The sequence below is a fragment of the Pseudomonas sp. KBS0710 genome (assembly GCF_005938045.2).
In the GTDB taxonomy this organism is placed as follows: Bacteria; Pseudomonadota; Gammaproteobacteria; order Pseudomonadales; family Pseudomonadaceae; genus Aquipseudomonas.
This window is the reverse complement of record NZ_VCCF02000001.1, coordinates 3,608,067-3,625,855: the sequence shown is the minus strand read 5'-3', so window position 1 is coordinate 3,625,855 and position 17,789 is coordinate 3,608,067. Positions and strand designations below refer to the sequence as shown.

13 protein-coding genes are annotated in these 17,789 nt (G+C 62.7%); 4 read left to right on the top strand and 9 right to left on the bottom strand.

Translation table 11 applies throughout. The features are described from left to right. Positions 1-41: 41 nt before the first annotated feature. Positions 42-2,246, bottom strand: a complete 2,205-nt coding sequence (locus FFI16_RS16290; protein ID WP_138815426.1) for a TonB-dependent siderophore receptor — start codon at positions 2,244-2,246, stop codon at positions 42-44. A 323-nt stretch (positions 2,247-2,569) separates the two neighbouring features. On the opposite strand from FFI16_RS16290, the gene FFI16_RS16285 reads away from it, so the two are divergent. From FFI16_RS16285 to FFI16_RS16270, 4 genes are all read left to right on the top strand, one after another. After that, entirely contained in the window at positions 2,570-4,927 is a 2,358-nt protein-coding gene (locus FFI16_RS16285; protein ID WP_138815427.1) for a DNA polymerase II, read from the top strand. Positions 4,928-4,998: 71 nt separating this feature from the next. Then, entirely contained in the window at positions 4,999-5,577 is a 579-nt protein-coding gene (locus tag FFI16_RS16280) for a GNAT family N-acetyltransferase (protein ID WP_138815428.1), read from the top strand. A gap of 13 nt (positions 5,578-5,590) precedes the next feature. After that, positions 5,591-6,211 carry a glutathione S-transferase N-terminal domain-containing protein gene (locus tag FFI16_RS16275; protein ID WP_138815429.1) on the top strand — a complete coding sequence of 207 codons (621 nt, stop codon included), beginning with the start codon at positions 5,591-5,593 and terminating at the stop codon, positions 6,209-6,211. Positions 6,212-6,387: 176 nt separating this feature from the next. Further along, positions 6,388-6,972: a DUF4174 domain-containing protein gene (locus FFI16_RS16270; RefSeq protein ID WP_138815430.1), complete on the top strand. Its 585-nt coding sequence runs from the start codon at positions 6,388-6,390 to the stop codon at positions 6,970-6,972. A gap of 65 nt (positions 6,973-7,037) precedes the next feature. Here the strand turns inward: FFI16_RS16270 and FFI16_RS16265 are convergent, their stop codons facing one another. From FFI16_RS16265 to FFI16_RS16230, 8 genes are read right to left on the bottom strand one after another with little or no spacing between them, the layout of a single operon-like run. Next, a complete protein-coding gene (locus FFI16_RS16265; RefSeq protein ID WP_138815431.1) occupies positions 7,038-8,093 on the bottom strand; it encodes an acyltransferase family protein in 1,056 nt (351 codons plus the stop codon). Positions 8,094-8,115: 22 nt separating this feature from the next. Next, the gene (murJ, locus tag FFI16_RS16260; RefSeq protein ID WP_138815432.1) at positions 8,116-9,525 is read right to left on the bottom strand and encodes a murein biosynthesis integral membrane protein MurJ; all 1,410 of its coding nucleotides are present in this window, start codon (positions 9,523-9,525) and stop codon (positions 8,116-8,118) included. A 2-nt stretch (positions 9,526-9,527) separates the two neighbouring features. Next, entirely contained in the window at positions 9,528-10,961 is a 1,434-nt protein-coding gene (locus tag FFI16_RS16255) for an O-antigen ligase (protein WP_138815433.1), read from the bottom strand. Then, a complete protein-coding gene (locus FFI16_RS16250; RefSeq protein ID WP_138815434.1) occupies positions 10,958-12,061 on the bottom strand; it encodes a glycosyltransferase family 1 protein in 1,104 nt (367 codons plus the stop codon). The genes FFI16_RS16255 and FFI16_RS16250 overlap by 4 nt, the downstream gene beginning before the upstream one ends. Next, on the bottom strand, positions 12,052-13,269 hold the full coding sequence (locus tag FFI16_RS16245) for a glycosyltransferase family 4 protein (protein WP_138815435.1): 1,218 nt from the start codon (positions 13,267-13,269) through the stop codon (positions 12,052-12,054). Before FFI16_RS16245 ends, FFI16_RS16250 begins: the two co-directional genes overlap by 10 nt. A gap of 8 nt (positions 13,270-13,277) precedes the next feature. Further along, positions 13,278-14,606: a beta-galactosidase gene (locus FFI16_RS16240; protein WP_138815436.1), complete on the bottom strand. Its 1,329-nt coding sequence runs from the start codon at positions 14,604-14,606 to the stop codon at positions 13,278-13,280. Further along, positions 14,596-15,786, bottom strand: a complete 1,191-nt coding sequence (locus FFI16_RS16235) for a glycosyltransferase (RefSeq protein ID WP_138815437.1) — start codon at positions 15,784-15,786, stop codon at positions 14,596-14,598. Before FFI16_RS16235 ends, FFI16_RS16240 begins: the two co-directional genes overlap by 11 nt. After that, a complete protein-coding gene (locus tag FFI16_RS16230) occupies positions 15,786-17,777 on the bottom strand; it encodes an exopolysaccharide transport family protein (RefSeq protein WP_138815438.1) in 1,992 nt (663 codons plus the stop codon). Before FFI16_RS16230 ends, FFI16_RS16235 begins: the two co-directional genes overlap by 1 nt. Positions 17,778-17,789: the final 12 nt, after the last annotated feature.

Sequence of the window (17,789 nt, the reverse complement as noted above, 5' to 3'; positions counted from 1 at the left end):
AGCGATGCGCAAATCCGCTGACTCAGTTGGTTACAACGCGTTTAGAAGTCCACTGTCGCCGAGAACTTGGCGACCCGCGGATCACCTTGGGTCAGATAACCGCCCAACGCCGATTCCCAGTACTTGGTATTCGCCACGTTCTCCACAGTGGCGCCCAGGCTCACATCACGCTGAGCCACTTTGAAGTTGTAGCGGGCACCCACGTCGAAGCGGTTCCAGGCGGGCAGGCTCAGGTTGTTTGCTGCATCGGCGTACTGGCCACCGGTACGCAGCATGCGGCCATTGACGCTCACGCCTTGCAGGCCCGGCACGTCCCAATCCACCCCAGCGTTGAGCTGGAAGGACGGCACGCCAATAGCGCGGTTACCGTCGTTGGCGCCGTTAGCCGTGCCATTGACTTCGGTGTGGATGATGGTCGCGCCGCCCAGCAGGCGCAAGCCGCTGACGGGTTCGCCGAAGATATTCAGCTCTACACCTTTGTTGACTTGCTCGCCTTCGAAGACAAAGGTCGCGGTGCCATCTGCATTAAGCTGGGAAAAACCTTGGGTCGGCTGTTCGATTCGGTACACACCCAGCGTTGCGCCATAGGTGCCCATGTCGACCTTGACGCCAGCCTCGGTCTGTTTCGAGCGCGCGGGTGCGAAGGTCTGGTTGGCGTTGGTCACGATGGCGCTGCTGAAGGTGGAGGGGGCGGTCGGCCCGGACGCCAAGCCCTCGATGTGGTTGGCGTAGAGCGACACATGCTCCCACGGTTTGAATACCAGGCCATACACCGGCGTGGTGATGCCCTTGGCGTAGTTGGCAGTGCGTGTGCCGGTGCCATAGGCGTAGCCCTGAACCACCAGCTCCTGGCGACGCAAGCCGGCGGTGAACAGCAAACGGTCATCCATAAAGCCGAAGGTGTCCGACACCGCCGCGCTGCGGGCGAAGGTTTTGGCGGTGATGCCTGGGTCATTCAGGTCGCTGCCGGAGGTGAAGCCTCCTTTGGCTGGAGCGGTCACATCGGCCGGGTTGTAAATATTGGTCGGCTGGGTGCCGGAGGCAAAGTCAAAGGCGTTGCGGGTCTGGGTCCAGATGCCGGTCAAGCCGAGGTTCAATTTGTGGCTGACCGCGCCGGTCTGGAACTTGCCGTTCAGGCCGGCCATCAGGCTGGTGTTGTCTTCCTGATGCGCAATGTTCGAGCCGCTGACCGTCGCATTGCCCAGCGTGTCCCTGAGGGTGACAGACGAATAGCGGCCCAGCTCATTGGTGTGCTTGGCGCCGCCGGCGATGTAGGCGGTCCAGTTGTCATTGAGGTCGTACTCACCGCGCAACATGCCGAAGGTATCTTCCAGGCTGGTGGTGCCCCAGTTCGGCGCGTAGTTGGTGTCGGCGGACGGCGCATTCGGGATGTGAGTCAGCCCGTTGCCGAGCAACACCGAGTTACGCCCGCCATTGACCTGCTGCTTCTGATAAACAAAATCGCCGGACACGCGCAGGGCGTCACCGCGATAATCCAGGCCGACCGAGAACAGCTTCGAGCGCTGGCTTTCGTCGTCGATGGCGGTGTCGCCTTCGCGCTGGGAAATATTCACCCGCGCGCCAAAACGGTTGTCTTCACCGAAGCGCTGGCCGATGTCCAGGTGCTCGCCAACCCGGCCATCACTGCTGATATCGGTGCTCAAACGGCGCAACGGCACATCATCGGCGCGCTTGGGTTGCAGATTAACGCCGCCGCCGATACCGGAACCGCTCGGCGTCACGCCGTTGATGAAGGCGTTGGGGCCTTTGAACACTTCAACCCGTTCCAGGGCGTCGGTGGACATGATCTGGCGCGGCAGGATGCCGTACAAACCGTTGAACGAGATATCGTCACCATTGAGCGGCAGGCCACGAATCACGAAGGCTTGAGCCTGGTTCGCATAGCCCGATGCCTGGCGCACGGACGAGTCATTGAGCAGCACGTCGCCGACGGTTTGCGCGTGCTGCTCGCGGATCAACTTCTCGGTGTAGGAAGACATGCTGAACGGCGCGTCCATGATGTCCTGGTTGCCCAGCACACCTAACTGGCCGCCGCGCGCCACTTGGCCGCCCGCGTACACCGGCGGCAATGCGTTCGGGGCAGGGGCGTCGGCGCTGATAGTGGTGGCACCCAATTCCAGTGTGTTGCCGTCCGGGCTTGCCGCATAAGCGGCAAAGCTCATGGAGCAGCAAAGGGCGAGCAGGGTAGGGCGAAACGGCACAACAAGTCGGGAGCAGGTGGGCATGGTCGATCCTGACGGCAAACCGTCATGTGAGGAAAAGGGCAACAACGTTGCGCTTCCTCACTGCGCGGATACGACTCCGGCGCGAATGATAGTAATTGTCATTAATGTTTCGCAACCAGTTTGTGAAATCGTTGTCCGCGCAGGCGCGAGCTGCCGACCAGCGGCGGCAAAGGTGCGTGCGGCAGCCGCGTCTTCGGCCGCCTAGGCAAGGGCGATGGACCAGGCGCTGAGTACAAACGCAAAGGTAAATGCCATCGCCCATCGCGTTTGCCCGGATGCCGAGTAGAATCACGCCCTTAAAGCGATTCCTGAGGTGCGGCACGGTGGATTTACAGCAGGGTTTTGTCCTGACCCGGCATTGGCGCGACACGGCGGCGGGCACGGAGGTCAGTTTCTGGCTGGCCACCGACCAGGGCCCACAGTGTGTGCGCCTACCTGTGCAAACCTCGGTGATGTTTATCCCGGAAGCCCATCGCAAGCCGCTCGACTGGCTGCTCAAGGGCGAGCGCGAGATCGAACTGCGTCCGTTGCAGTTGTGCGATTTCCACCATCGTCCTGTCCTCGGCCTCTACACCCGCCAGCACCGCCAACTGATGGACCTGGAAAAGCGCCTGCGCGCTGCCGGTGTCGACGTCTACGAAGGCGACGTGCGCCCGCCCGAGCGTTACATGATGGAGCGCTTCATCACCGCCCCCGTGTGGTTCGGCGGCACGCCGGATGCCAGCGGCGCCTTGCTCGACGCGCAGTTGAAGCCCGCGCCGGACTACCGCCCGCCGCTCAAACTGGTATCCCTGGACATCGAGACCACCGCCCAGGGCGACCTGTATTCCATCGCCCTCGAAGGCTGCGGCGAGCGCCAGGTGTACATGCTCGGCCCGGCAAACAAATCCGATGCAGTGGACTTCAAGCTCGACTATTGCGATACCCGCGCCCAATTGCTCGAATGCCTCAACCAGTGGCTGGCCACCCACGACCCCGATGCAATCATCGGCTGGAACCTGGTGCAATTCGACCTGCGCGTATTGCACGAACATGCCCAGCGTCTCAACGTGCCGCTCTTGCTTGGGCGCGGCGGCGAGGCCATGGCCTGGCGTGAACATGGCAGCCGCAACCATTATTTCGCCGCCGCGGCGGGGCGGCTGATCATCGACGGCATCGAAGCCTTGCGTTCGGCCACCTGGAGTTTTGAATCCTTTAGCCTGGAAAACGTCGCGCAAACCCTGCTCGGCGAAGGCAAGGACATCTCCACGCCGTACCAGCGCATGGACGAAATCAATCGCATGTTCGCCGAGGACAAACCGGCGTTGGCGCGCTACAACCTCAAAGACTGCGAGCTGGTCACGCGGATTTTCGCCAAGACCGAGCTGCTCAAGTTCCTGCTCGAACGCGCCAGCGTCACCGGGCTGCCGGCCGACCGTAACGGCGGCTCCGTGGCGGCGTTTACGCACCTGTATATGCCGCTGATGCACCGCCAAGGCTTCGTCGCGCCGAACCTGGGCGACAAACCGCCCCAGGCCAGCCCTGGCGGGTTCGTGATGGACTCGCGGCCCGGCCTCTATGAATCGGTGCTGGTGCTGGACTACAAAAGCCTTTACCCGTCGATCATCCGCAGTTTTCTCATCGACCCGGTGGGCCTGATTGAAGGCCTCAAGCATCCGGACGACAGCGAGTCGGTAGAGGGCTTTCGCGGCGCGCGTTTTTCCCGCACCCGGCACTGCCTGCCCTCGATTGTCGCGCGGGTTTCCGAAGGCCGCGAAGTGGCCAAACGTGAACACAACGCTCCACTGTCCCAAGCCCTTAAAATCATCATGAACGCGTTTTACGGCGTACTCGGTTCCAGCGGTTGCCGCTTCTTCGATACGCGGCTGGCGTCCTCGATCACCATGCGTGGGCACCAGATCATGCGCCAGACCCGCGAACTGGTTGAAGCCAAGGGGTATGACGTGATCTACGGCGACACCGACTCCACCTTTGTCTGGCTCGGCAGCGCACATGCTGCGGATGACGCCAGCCGCATCGGCCGCGAATTGGTGCAGCACGTCAACGATTGGTGGCGCGCGCACCTGTACAACGAGTTCGGCCTGCAAAGCGCGCTGGAGCTGCAATACGAAACCCACTTCAGCCGCTTCCTGATGCCGACCATTCGCGGCGCGGAGGAGGGCAGCAAAAAGCGCTATGCCGGCTTGGTGATACGCGCCGACGGCAGCGAAGAAATGGTCTACAAAGGCTTGGAAACCGTGCGCAGCGACTGGTCGCCCCTGGCCCGGCAATTCCAGCAGGAACTCTATCAGCTCATCTTCCACCGTCAGCCCCATCAGGACTACGTGCGCGACTATGTGCGGCGCACCTTGAGTGGCGAACTCGACGACCTGCTGATCTACCGCAAACGCCTGCGCCGCCCACTCGACGACTACGAGCGCAACGTGCCGCCGCATGTACGCGCCGCACGCCTGGCGGATGAATACAACGACCGTCTGGGCCGCCCGCGCCAGTACCAGCGCGGCGGCTGGATCAGCTACGTGATTACGGTCAACGGCCCGCAGCCGCTGGAAGTGCGCCAGGCGCCGATCGACTATGACCATTACGTCACCCGGCAATTGCAGCCGGTGGCCGATGCGATCCTGCCGTTCGTAAATGATGATTTCGGCACGCTGGTCGGCGGGCAAATGGGCCTGTTTTAAAACGCTTGCCTGCACGTGGTGCGAGCCTGCACTCTTGGCCTCTGACGACCCCCTCAGACGGCGCAGCTTCCATGACTCAGATCACGTTGACCGGCAGCACGGTCGAACTCCAGCCCCTGCAACGCGAACACAAGGCCGCCTTGCTTGCAGCGGCTGCCGACGGCCAATTGTGGAACCTCAAGGTCACCAATGTGCCAGGCCCGGACACCATCGACACCTACATCGACACGGCCTTGGCCGGCCGCGATGCGGGCAGCGTGATCCCCTACACCCTGGTGCGCGCAGGCACTGGCCAGGTGGTGGGCAGCACGCGGTTCTGGAAGGTCGATCGGGTCAATCGCAAGCTGGAAATCGGCCACACCTGGCTGGCCGAGTCCACGCAAAAAACCGGCATCAACACCGAAGCCAAGCTCCTGCTGCTGACCTACGCTTTCGAAGTACTCGACTGTGTGCGGGTGCAATTCACCACCGATGAACTCAACGAAAAATCCCGCGCCGCGATCCTGCGCCTCGGCGCCGTGCAAGAGGGCATTGTGCGCCACGAACGCATCATGCCCGACGGGCGCAAGCGCAATTCGGTGCGGTTCAGCATCATCGATTCGGAATGGCCGCAGGTGAAGGCCAGCTTGCAGGCCAAACTGCAGCGATAAGGAGATAACTCCCATGTACACGCTCTACGGCATCGACGAATCCGGCTCCTGCATGATCGAAATCGCCCTGCAGCGATGCGCGGTGCCGTGGCGGCGAATCGATGCCAGCTCCTGGGAAGACAGCGAAGGCAGTGACGCCCTGGCCCGCATCAACCCACTTAAACAAATCCCCACGTTGGTGATACCCGATGGCCAGGTACTGACTGAAAGCGCCGCGATCCTGATCCACTTGGGCCTGGAGTTTCCCGCCTCCGACCTGCTCGCCGGCAACCGTGCGCAGATCTTGCGTGGGCTGGTATACATCGCCGCCAATTGCTATTCGGCGGTCGGCATCATCGACTACCCGCAACGCTGGCTGGGCAATGTGGATGAAGCCGCCCAGGCGCAACTGGTCAGCGGCACGCGCCGCTACCTGCACCAGGCCTGGGTGCTGTTCGCCGAGCAGTTTGCCGACCAGTTGTTCGCCCCCGGCGATGTGCCGAACGCGCTGGGCATTATGGCGGCTGCAGTGTCGCGTTGGGACGCGGCGCGGGAAGTGTTGAACAACCTTGCTCCAGGCTTTGCCCAGACGCTGGCGCAAGTGGATGCCGACCCGGTGGTGGCGCCGGTATTTGCGCGGCATTGGCCGCAATAGAACGCCTCGTTATGGTTCCGCAATCAGAAGAAACAATGACTGATAACCCCATTCGAGCCCTTGCGTGGCAGGCTTCCTGACCTACGCTTCTTAACGAGGTGTAGGAATCATCCTTGAAATTGACTGTCGCAGACATGAAACTCAAGAACCCTGCATGGAATTCAAAGGAGGTGCGCATGCTCATCCGGTCGCTGACCCTGGCTACCTTGATGGCTTTTACGGGGCCGCTGTTGGCCGCGGATGATATCAATCCACTCAAGCAGGACTTGAACAAGTCCCGACCGCTGGTGGTGGTGGAACTTGATTCCGGCAATGAAACATTGGCGAACCTCAAGAAACAGCTGGACGAGCCTGCCAACAAGCAGTCCTTTGAAGAGCGCAGCATGGTGTTCTACACCGTGAAGTTCGGCAGTATTGGCGCCGAAGGCGAGAAGTTTGCCAAGGATGCCAAGGACAACAAGAAGCTCACACCACCGGAGACCAATGCGTTGATCCGTGCCCTCAAGCTGGGCGCCGGCAGTGGCACCAAGGTGATTCTGGTGGGTAAGGACGGTGAGAAGAAACTCGAGAAGACCGTGCCGCCGGATACTCTCGACTTGAAGGAGTTCTTCAGCGCCATCGATCAGATGCCCCAGGCTGAAAAAGACCTCGCTGCACCGGCTGAGCCTGAGCCTGCTGCGGCAGCGCCGGCCAAGAACGGTAAACCTGCCAAGCCCGCAAAGGCCGGCAGCAAACCCGCCGCCTCACAACTCGATGATTGAACATGCCTGAGCCAATGTGGGAGCTGGCTTGCCTGTGATGCAGGCAAGCCAGCTCCCACATGGGGTCAGCGCTGTGCCAACGGCTTTGGCGCCTTACGCACCGGAAACGGAAAGTAGAAAAACCGCAAAAACGCCACCCGCTTGATCACTTCCCCAATCAGCAACGGCACCACCACCGCCACCACCAAGCCAATGCACGCCGACACGAATGGATGCAGGCCCACACGCTCCATCAGGGCAACAGTCTTATGCTGAATCTCCCCATGGAAGATCAGCAGAATCAAAGTGGACTGCCCGATATACGTCATCACCCGCGTTATAAGGGTCGACGCCATCAGCACCCGCGCCAGTGACCAGCTCGCGTACACACCAATCACCGCCAGCAAGCTGGTCCACAGCCAATGGTCGTAACGCCGCTGCGCCAGGTCCATGGTGTCGTGGCTGTAGAGGAATACCGCTGCGAACAACACCACCGAAATCACCAGCGTCAGCAGCGACCCTTCATGCCGACGCAACCAGTCGCGCAGCAGGTAGCCGTAGATGAAGTAAGTGCTGCTGATCAGGGTTATCTCAAGCCCGAAGGGTAAGCCGGGCAGCGTCCAGGTCTGCCCGCCGACCGTCACCGGTATTTGCCAGAACCACGGTAATACCCAGATGCCGATCAGCAGTTGCACCACGACCAGCAAGCAACTCACCGGCAGTGACAGCTTCAGGCGTTGGATCAGGCGCAGCATCAGCCAACTGAACAGAATCGCCACCCAGAAGTGCGGCAGAAACCACAGCGCCTGCCAGGGGATGGTGTCCACCGAGGCATACAGCACGCCGCCGATATCCGGCAGCAGCGGTTGGCCGCGCAATACATCGCGCACCAGCACGTACACCAGCATGGTGAAGAAAAACGGCTTGAGCAGGCCGTCGGCCTTGCGCACTGCCATCTCCACAAAGGGTTGCTCGGGCTTGAAGAACACCCCGGAGAGGAAAAAGAACAGCGGCAAGATGAACGAAGCGATGATCGGATACTGCAACTCCAGGGAGTTGGCCACGAACCAGCTGTGGCCGTACACGATCAGCAGGATGCCGATGCCCTTGGCGATATCCATTTGAATCCAACGATGTTTCATCCGACTGCCCCCGACCGATCTTTCATGCCTTGCGCCATGGCTTGAGCCACAGCCCCATGCCCAGCAACACCACGGCGCCGGCCAGGGTGCTCAACCCCAGTTGCAGCCACACGCCTTGAATTGGAAACAGCAGCAGCGCCGCGAGGCCCATCACCAGCGCACTGAGCAGCCAGTGCCGTGCCCAGGGCAGGGCGCCTTGCAATGCCTGGCGCTGCATCAGCAGTAATGCCGTGCAGATCACGCCCGCCAATGCGGCCAAGGGAATACCCGCCAGGCCAAACACAAACGGCAGCACGCCGAGCAACAACACATTGACCAGGCTGCCGAGCAGCTCGCAACGCAGCGGCTGGCGCGTGTCACCGGCCGCATAGGCGTAGCGTGCCAGCAGGGCATTCCAGGCGCCAAACACCAGCGGTACGGCAAACCAGGCCAGCAGCAGCGGCAACGGTGAATCCGCCGATTGTTTGGGCAGCAGCAGGGCCACCAGGCTCGGCGCCGCCGCCACCAGACCAACACCGGCCGGCAGGGTCAGCACGCTGGCGGTTTCCAGCCCGCGCTTGAGCAGGGCCAGGCGCTCATCGCCTTGGCGTCGGCTCATCATGCCCAGCAGCACCTGGTTGAGGCTCATCAGCGCAATCAGCGGCAGGTTCATCAGCTTGCGGGCGAGGTTGACCCAGGTCACCGCGCCTTCGCCGAGCAGCGACGCCACCAGTCGTTCGATCAAGGCCAAGCCCTGGCTGGCGCCATTACTCAGCAACAGCGGACCGATGCGTTGGCCCAGCTCGCGCAGCGGCGCAAAAGACAGCTGCCAGCGCCACGGCCGCCAGCCCTGGCGCCAGATCGACGGCAGCAACGCCAGCGGCATCAACAGGCTGCCGGCCAGGCACGCCAAGGCGAGGGCCTGCGGTTGCGTGGCCGTGCCTGCCAACGCCAGGTAGGTCACCGGCGGCAGGTTGAACAGCAATGAGCCCAGCCCCGCCAGCACAAATCGCTCACTGGCCTGCAACGGAATACTGAACAGCGCATGCAGCATCAAGCCGGGCACGCACCACGCGACGATTTGCAGGTTGCTGCCGGCCAGCGCCGTGGCACTCGCCGCCAACCCCGGCCCCAGCAACTGCACCAGCCACGGCGCCAGCAGCGTCAGGACCAGACTGGTGACCAGCGCAATCAACATCAAGGCCGGGAACAGCACTGCCAGCCAGTCGAGGCGTTCGCCGTCCTTGCGTGCCAGGTACAGCGGCAGCGCGGCGGCGCTCAAAACGCCACCGGCCAACGACATGCGCAACGCCTCGGGCAAAAACAGCGCGATCAGGAACGCATCGCTGCGCTCTCCGGCGCCCCACGCAGCCACCAGCAGCCATTCGCGGGCGAACCCCAGGCACAGGCCCAGCAAGGTCGCAAGCGTCAGCCAGACGGCCGAGCCGAGCATGATTAAGGCCGTACGCCGTCAAGCAGCGGCTTGCGGTACACCACGGTCTTGACCTGCGGCAGGCGCGCCGGAAACAGTCGGCGCGCCTCCAGCACATTGATGCCGACCATCAGCCAGAACAGCGACACCATCACCACGGCAAAACTGAAGTAGTGGTCAAACAGACCGCTGACCAGCGCCGCCAGAATTCCGGCCGTGCTGCCCAGCCACAGCGCATTGTCTTTGGTCAGGCGGATCGGGCCTTTTTCCGGGCGGGCTTCACGCCACCAGCGCACCGTCACGGCAATAAATAACAGCATGCCTACAATGCCGATCTTGTAGACGTAGTTCAGCCACAGGTTGGAGATCCCCAGAAAGTGCGTGCCCGGCACCGGCGGGTCGACCTTGAAGCCGATGCCGAACGGGTAGGCTGCCACCGCCTGGGGGAACATGCGGTATTCGTCGAAACGGATTTCGGTACTGGCGTTATCCGAGGAAAAAATCGTCGCCAAGCGGTCCTGCAACGGCGGATAAGCCATCACCAGCGCCACGGTCAGCGCTGCGCCGATCATCAACAAGCGGCCGGTATACGGCACGCGGCGCGTGGCCATCCAGATCAGCACCAACGCGAGGCTGACCATCGCCCCACGGCTACTGGCCAGCAGCAATGCGGCCGCCCCCAGGCACGCCACGCCCAGGCCCAACCCACGCTTCCAGCCCTGTTCGGTCATGCCGAAGCAGAAGGCCAAGGGCAGCAGCAGGGCCATGATCCCGCCGATGGCATTCGGGTGCATCCACGGCGAGCCCATGCGCGACGACATCGCCTCCAGGCCGAATTTGAGGGTGTCGAAGTTGCCGTAATTAAACAGCGCCAGCACCGGCGCAATCCCGGCGCCCGAGCGGGTGCGCACGAACACTGCAATCGACAGCACCAGCATCGCCAGGGTGCCCAGCAACAGCGCGATCACCAGCGATTCGCGGTGTTTATGGTCGACCAGCAACTTGGCGGCCAGAAACACCCCCGACAGGTTCAGCAACCAGCGCAGCCAGTTCGCTACGCCACTGCTGTCGGCATGAATGGTGACCTGGCCGACGATAAACGGGAACACGCTGAACAGCATCAACCACAGCAGCATCTGGTCGGTGGGGCGGCGTGTGAGGTTCGGCGTGGCCGGCACGCGGGCCAGAAAGCTGTGCCACAGCACCGCGCCCCAGGTCAGCGCCAGGATCGCTTCGCTGACCGTACTGCGAATACCCAGGTTGAGCGTGGAATAGGGCATAAAGGTTGCCATCCCGGCGAACAGCAGCAAGCCCCAGAACGGAAAGCGCAAAATAGTCACCGCAGCGGCCAGGCCGATCACCGCCAGAAACGCCTTGGCCGGTGACAGCATCAAGGCGAGTGCACCGAACAGCAGACCGAACAGGATGGCGACGAGGCTTGCCAGGGAGAGTCTCATTTCAATTCCTCGATCAGTTCGGCCAGGCGTTGGCGATAGGCATGCTGATTGAAACGCTCTGCCCACTGGCGGTGTTGTTTGGGCGAGTCTTCATCCGCCTGATTGCTCAGGCGCACCATCAGTTGCACCAGCGCCGGGCTATCGGTGGGTGAAAAACGCGGCGCCGACGGCGGGGTGATTTCGTCCAGCGAGGTGCCACTGGCCACCGCCACCGGCGTGCCGACGCTCAGCGCTTCGATCACCGGCAAGCCAAAGCCTTCGGCATAAGACGGCTGCCACAATCGTGAGGCCTGGCGGTACAGGGCGTGCAACTCGGCATCCGATACACCGCTCAGGGCGCGAATCCCCGGCAGGCTGCGCTGGGCTTCGGGCAGGTGGTCGAGGCTGCCGACTAATACCAGTTCCGGCACGGTAGGTGAGAGCCGACGCGCCTGTTGCCAGGCGTCCACCAGAAACGGCACGTTCTTGCGCAGTTCGCGGGTGCCCACCAACAGCCAATAGCGCGGCGGCAGTTGGCGCGCGGTGAGGTCGGCCGCCAGTTCGATAAAACCATCGACCTGATTGGGCAGCACGCGTACCTTGCCCGCGGCCTTGGGAAACAGCCGCGTGGTTTCATCGGCACTGTACTGCGACGGCGTCCACACCCGGTCGGCACTGTGTACCGCATAGCTGATCGACAGGCGATCGCTGGTTTTGTAGATCAACGCCTTCAAACGGTTGGCGTGGTAGTTGTTCAACGTGATCTGGAACAGGTCGTGCAGCAATACCACGGTGCGCAAGCCTTTGGGCTTGGGTGGCAGTGGCAGGCCCATATTGAAGGTGCTGATGTACAGGTCGATCCGCTGTTCGCGCAAGGCCTGTGGCAAAAAGCCGGCCTCGAAGCGCAGGCGATTGTGTGGCTGGTGCATGGCCGTTTTCGCACAGCCCCAGGCCGGGCAGTGGGCCTGCAAGCGCGTTTCATCGCCCAGGGGCGCCACGGTAAAGCGCTCCAGCTCAATGCCCGGCAATGTGCGCAGGGCGGCCTCGAGCGCATACACCTGGCGGCTGATGCCCGACTGCGGTGAGGTGCCGACGGTGCGGTAATCCAGGCCTACACGCATACGGGCTCCTTTTGATTGAGCGGTGCCAGTGAGGCATACACCTGTTCCAGCTGGCTGGCGGCGACACTCCAGTCATGGGCACGGCGCACATAGGCGCGGCCGGCTTCACCCATGGGCGCGGCGGCCTCGGGGAATTGCAGCAGGCGCACCACGGCGTCCGCCAGGCTCTCGGCACTTTGCCCGCCGAGGTAATCCAGCCCTTCCACCAGGTCCAGGCCCGACACACCTTGCTCGGTGCTCGCCAGGGGCAACCCGGCGGCCAGCGCTTCGAGCACTTTCAATTTGGAGCCGCCGCCATGGCGCAGCGGCGCCAGGAACACCGAACAGCTCGATTGCAGGTTCAACAGGTTCGGCACAAACCCTTGCCACTCGATGCGCGGGTCTTTCCAGCGCTCGCGCCAGCTGCCAGGCATGCCGAACCCGCACACACTCATGCGCGCCTGTGGGCAACGCTCCCAGACTTTGGGCAGGATTTCATCCAGCGCCCACTCGATGGCGTCCACGTTGGGCGCGTACTCATAGTTGCCGAGGAACAACACGCGCTGAGTCGACGGGTCGGGATGGGCGGCGGCGAAATGATCGCAGTCCACGCCATTGACCACCACCGGCACCGGTTTGCCAGCGATTCTGGCCAGCACTTGCGCGTCGGCTTCGGTGACGGCCACCACCTGCGCCGCCTGGCGCATCACCCGGTGTTCCCAGCGGCTGTAGCGCCATTGATCGTAGCGAATGAACGGCAGTGCCCAGCGCGGCAGGCGGTCGTAAGTGGCGGCGCCCAACGCCGATTCCACGTTATGTTCGGTCAGCACGAACGGCTGGGATTTACGCGCCAGAGCATCTTCGTAGGGTTGGAAGGTGTAGGTGTGCTCGATCTGCACCACGTCCCAATGCTCGTTGAGCAATTGATGGAAGGTGTCCTGCAAACCACCCGACAAGCCATTCACACTGGCCAGCAGCGGGTAGGGCGCCAACAACCCGGCCACCAGGGTCTTGAGGCTGCGCAGCGGGCGGCGTGGCAGGATGATCACTTGCTCGAGGAAGGCTTCCAGCACCTGGCGGTCGGTCAGCGACACCGGGTGCTTGTCATGCAGCAGCAGGGTGATCCGATGCCCACGCGCCGCCAGGCTGCGCAGCAGGTGGAACTGGCGGGTCTTGCCGCCACTGGTGGCGGGCCAGGGTGAGTAGGGCAGGATCCATAAAATGCGCATGGCAGGCCTCAATCCCATAACAGAATTTGCAGGTTCGACTTGACCGGTACGGTCAGGCCGTCGGTGCCACTCAGCGGGGTTTGCGTGCCGCGCAGCGGGTCGTACAGGGTTGCGCCGGTCAGGCCGGGCAAGTGCGCGTTGCCGCCCTGGGCCGACCAGAAATACCAGAGTTTGTGGCCATCGGCGCGGGTCCAGCCGATGCTGAACAAGCCGTCCGGCAATTGATCGGCGGTGGGCGGGTCGCCGGGTGTGAGCTGCGGCCCACTGACGTCGAGGAAGTTCTTCAAGGCGGTGTAGACCGGCTTGGGGTTGGCGTCGATGTCGAGCAAGCCGTAAGACTGGTCGCGTACGCTGGCGCGCTGGTCGAGGTCGCTCAAGGTGAACAGGAAGATTTTGTCGAAATCCATCGCGCTCATCAGTGCCACGCGGCGCACCACATAATCGGCCTGGCCCTGCAAGGTAATCAGGTCTTGGGCGTCTTTAGGGCCGGGGTAGGTCGACCAACCCCATTCGGTGCTCCACAGGGTGTGCACGCCACCGGCGCGCAGGGACTGGTTGAGCGCCGTGGTCTTGGCGATAAAGTCCAGGTTCGAGGGGTCGTTGCCTTCGGGCAGTTGGGTGTACGGGTGATAGGAAATCACCGTGTTCAAACTGGCCACGCCCAGCGCGCCAAGGGCCGAGAGCATGGTCTGGCCGTTGGGCATCTCGCTGAAGAACGCCATGCCGGCGGCCACCACTGGTTTGTTCGCATCGACTGCGCGCAAGGCGGCGGCGGTGACGGTGAGCAAGTTGGCATAGCCAGCCGGGTCGGCCGCCGGGCGCCAGAAGCCGAGCAGGTTAGGTTCGTTCCACACCTGCCACGCGTCTACGCTGGGGTAGCGTTGCGACAACAGCGCCATACGGTTGGCGAACACATTCGGGTCCTTGGGCGGGTACTGGTCCTGATACGGCGCACCGACCGGCGCGGTGGTGGCGGAGGGCGCCGAGCCCACCAGGTAGAACACCGACTTGAGCTGGTTGGTTTGCAGGTTGGCAACCAACTGATCCAGGGTTGCGACCTGATACTGGCCCTCAGCAGGCTCCAATTGATCCCAATGCAAATCCAGGCGCACCCACTGCAAGCCCAGAGCCTTGAGACGGTCGATCTGCAGTTGGTACAGCGTAGGGCTGAACCACAGGAACTGCGCGTTCACGCCCAGAAAGTCCTTCCACACCACCACCTTGTTGCCCTTGAGTACATGGTTTTCGGCGTCGGCCTGACGCCCCCACATAAAGGCGCTGAGGCCGATTGCCGCAACCACGGCCAGGGTGGCTAACCACGTGCGTCTAGGTGCCATAGGGTGCTCCTGCAATGGCCTGCTCAAAGAGCTGCTTGAACTGCTGCGCGGTCAATGGCCACAGGCGCTCGCGGCCAATTTCCCCGGCGCGTTCGGCCCAGTCGCGGGCCAGGGTCGGTGTGCGCGCCAGGCGCAGCAGTTGTGCGCTCAAGGCCGGCACATCACCTTGGGGGTAGATCGCACCATTGCCGCTGGCGACTTCTTCGGCAAACGCGCGCGCATCCGAAGTGATCGCCCCACGCCCGCACGCCGCCGCCCAGGACAGCGCGCCACTGGTGCCACGTTGGCGCCCCAGCAGGCCGAGTTTTTTTGATTCGCGGTACGGCAGCACCATCACATGGTGCGCCTGGATCGTCTGCGCAATCTCGCCCGCCGGCAGGTTCAGCCGCCAGTCGATGGAACCCGCCAGGCCGAGGTCGGCGATCTGGCGGTTCAACTGCTCCAGGTAATTGCCGCCCGCGCCAAACGCCATTTCGGCGGCAGTGCCACCGGCCAGGGTCAGGCGCACACGGTCACGCAATTCGGGGGCTTGCTTGAAAGCATCGGCCAACGCCTGCAACAGGTCTTCAATGCCTTTGCCACGGTAGATAAAACCGAAATACAGCAGGTGCAAGGTGTCCAGCGACGGCAACGGTGCCGGCGCAATCGCCAGGTTGGCGTGGTTGATCACCGCCACCTTGCCGGCTGGCAGTTGCATGCGTTGGGACAAACAATCGGCGCCCAGGCGGGTGAGGGTAATCAGCCGCGTCAGGCCCTGGGCGACCTGGCGTTCTTCACGCAAGGTCAGCGGGTCGGCCAGCACCACGGCCGCTTGCGGCAATGGGCTGGGCAGACGCTCCAGCAGGTTCAGCGGAAAGGGCAGCTGTTCACGCCGCCAGACCATGCGTTCGGGGTCGTGCACGGTGGCGGTCAGTGGCAGCCTGGGATGGGCCTTGCGCAACTCGCGCAGGGCCAGGAACTCGCCAAGCCGCCCGCCGCCCAGCTCGGCGTGGACCAGGTCGACGCGTTGCCAGTCGAACCCGGCGATGGCCTGCTGGATTGCGGCGCTGCTGCCCTCCACGCCGCTCAACGGTGTCGCCACCGTCACGCCCAACTGCTCCAAGGCCGTCTTGAAATGGTTCGCGTAATCGGCGATCCCGTTTTTTTCCGGCGGCAAAGGCGCGAGCAGGGCGATGCGCATCAGAACGCTCCCCGGTATTTGGCGATGGTTTTGAGCACCTTGGCCGGCACTTCAAATTTGCGCCGGTTGATAATGATGCCGTCCACCTTGCCGAAGGCGGTGTTAAGGATCGACAGCGCGTGTTCCACCACCGGCACCGTGCTTTTCTGCGCTTCCACCACCAGGGCAATCAGGTCGGCGCGGCGCAGGTTGATAAAGGCATCGCGGTTATCCAGCAGCGCCGAGGCGTCCAACAGCACCACTTCACCAGGTGCTGCAGGTTGCGCACCGCCGACCCGCACGTTGATGCCGTTCTCTTGCAGCAACTGGCGCAGTTGTTCGACCACAAAGGTCACGCCCTCGCCATGCCGCGCCGAAGTCAGCCCCAGGGTCATGCCGCGCTCGGCAATGCGGTCCAATTGCAGCAAGCCATACAGGCGGTAAATGCTCGCATTGAACGCGTTGGTACTCTGCGCGGTGCTGGTGTCCAGCTCCGGCAAGGTGGTCCACAGCGGCAGGCCGAATTTGCGCTCCACCAGCCCGCCGTCGTGAATGCGCTGGTCCAGCAGGTAGCACAGGTAAACCACCAGCAGGCCGACGACGATCGAGAACGGAATCGCCAACAGCAGCATCAGCAAGGTTTTCGGGAAGATCCGGCCTGGGTTCAGGGTGGCCTCTTCGATCACTGCAATGTTGCTGATCTGGCTCTTGTCCAGCTCACGGTCGATGCGCGATTTTTCCAGGTTGTCTACATACAGCGCGTAGTTGCGCTCGGTGGCGCTGAGCTCGCGGGAGAGGCGCGTCAGCTCCGGTTCAATCTCCAGCGCCTCCTTGCGTTGTGCCTCAAGGTTCACCAGTTGCTTCTGCTGCTGAACCAGCTGGGTGCGCAGTGCCAGGTTGTTGCTCGACTCATCCAGCAGCACGCGCTGCAAGTGAATTTCAAGGGTGTTCGGCGCGCGGTTTTCCGAGCTTTGCACCGTGTTGCTTTCACCGGCCACCTGCGCCTGCATCGCGCGAATCGACGCATCCAGGGCTTTGACCGGCGGCGCGTTATCGGTGTAGGTGCGCATCATGTCGGCCTTTTCCAGCAGCTTCTGGTTGAGCAGGCGACGCAAATCCTGTTGCTGCGGGTTCAGTGCGATCTGGCGCACCGTGGTGACTTCCTTGGGCTGGCCCTTGAGTTGGTCGCGGGTGCTCTGGATCGCGCTGTCGGAAGAGGCGATCAGGCGCGTGGTGTTGAAGGTCTCGCCACGCAGCACGTTGATGCGTTCGGACAAGTCTTCCAGGCGATCGGTGATGCTCGCCGCACCGATCTCGTTCAAGTGCTTGAGGATCTGCTCCTTGTAGCTTTTGATCTCGGTGGCGCTGGTGTTCACCTGGCCTTCATAGAAGGCATACAGGCTCTTGCGCCCCAGTGCCTGGGTGCGTTCGGTGATGTAGGTCTCAACCCAGTCCTTGACCACCTGTTGGGCGATCTGCGGGTCACCCCAGCGAAAGCTGATATCCATCACGGTGGAGCCCACGGCGTGGCTGACCTCGAAGTTTTTCTCAAGGCTGGCGGCCAGGCGTTCCACAGGCGTGGTTTTTTCCAGGATGCCGACGGTTTCCAATACCACGCGAACCCCGTCGAACACCGCGCCCACACCTTCTTTGAGGTAGTACTTGGTGCGCTTCCAGAAGCCTTCCGGCGGCGGTGCGTTGGCGATCACTTCCAAGTAATGCTCGGCCACCGTGCGCACAATCGGTCGGCCGGTCAGCAGGCGCTCCTCGTCGACAATCGGGTCGCGCTGGGTGCTGGGCATCACGATGGCCTGGCGGTTGCTGATCTCGATCGGCAAGGTCGAATCACGCCCCGGCTTGACCAGCAGGCGCGCGGTGGATTCGTACTTGGCCGGCAGCAAAAAGGCCCCCAGCAGAATGATCACCAGCGCCGCGATGGCCGCCAGTTTGAACTCGTGCCGAAAGATGAAGAACAGGCGCAGAAGATCACGAAAAGAACGGATCTCGATCATGGGATGTCGCTC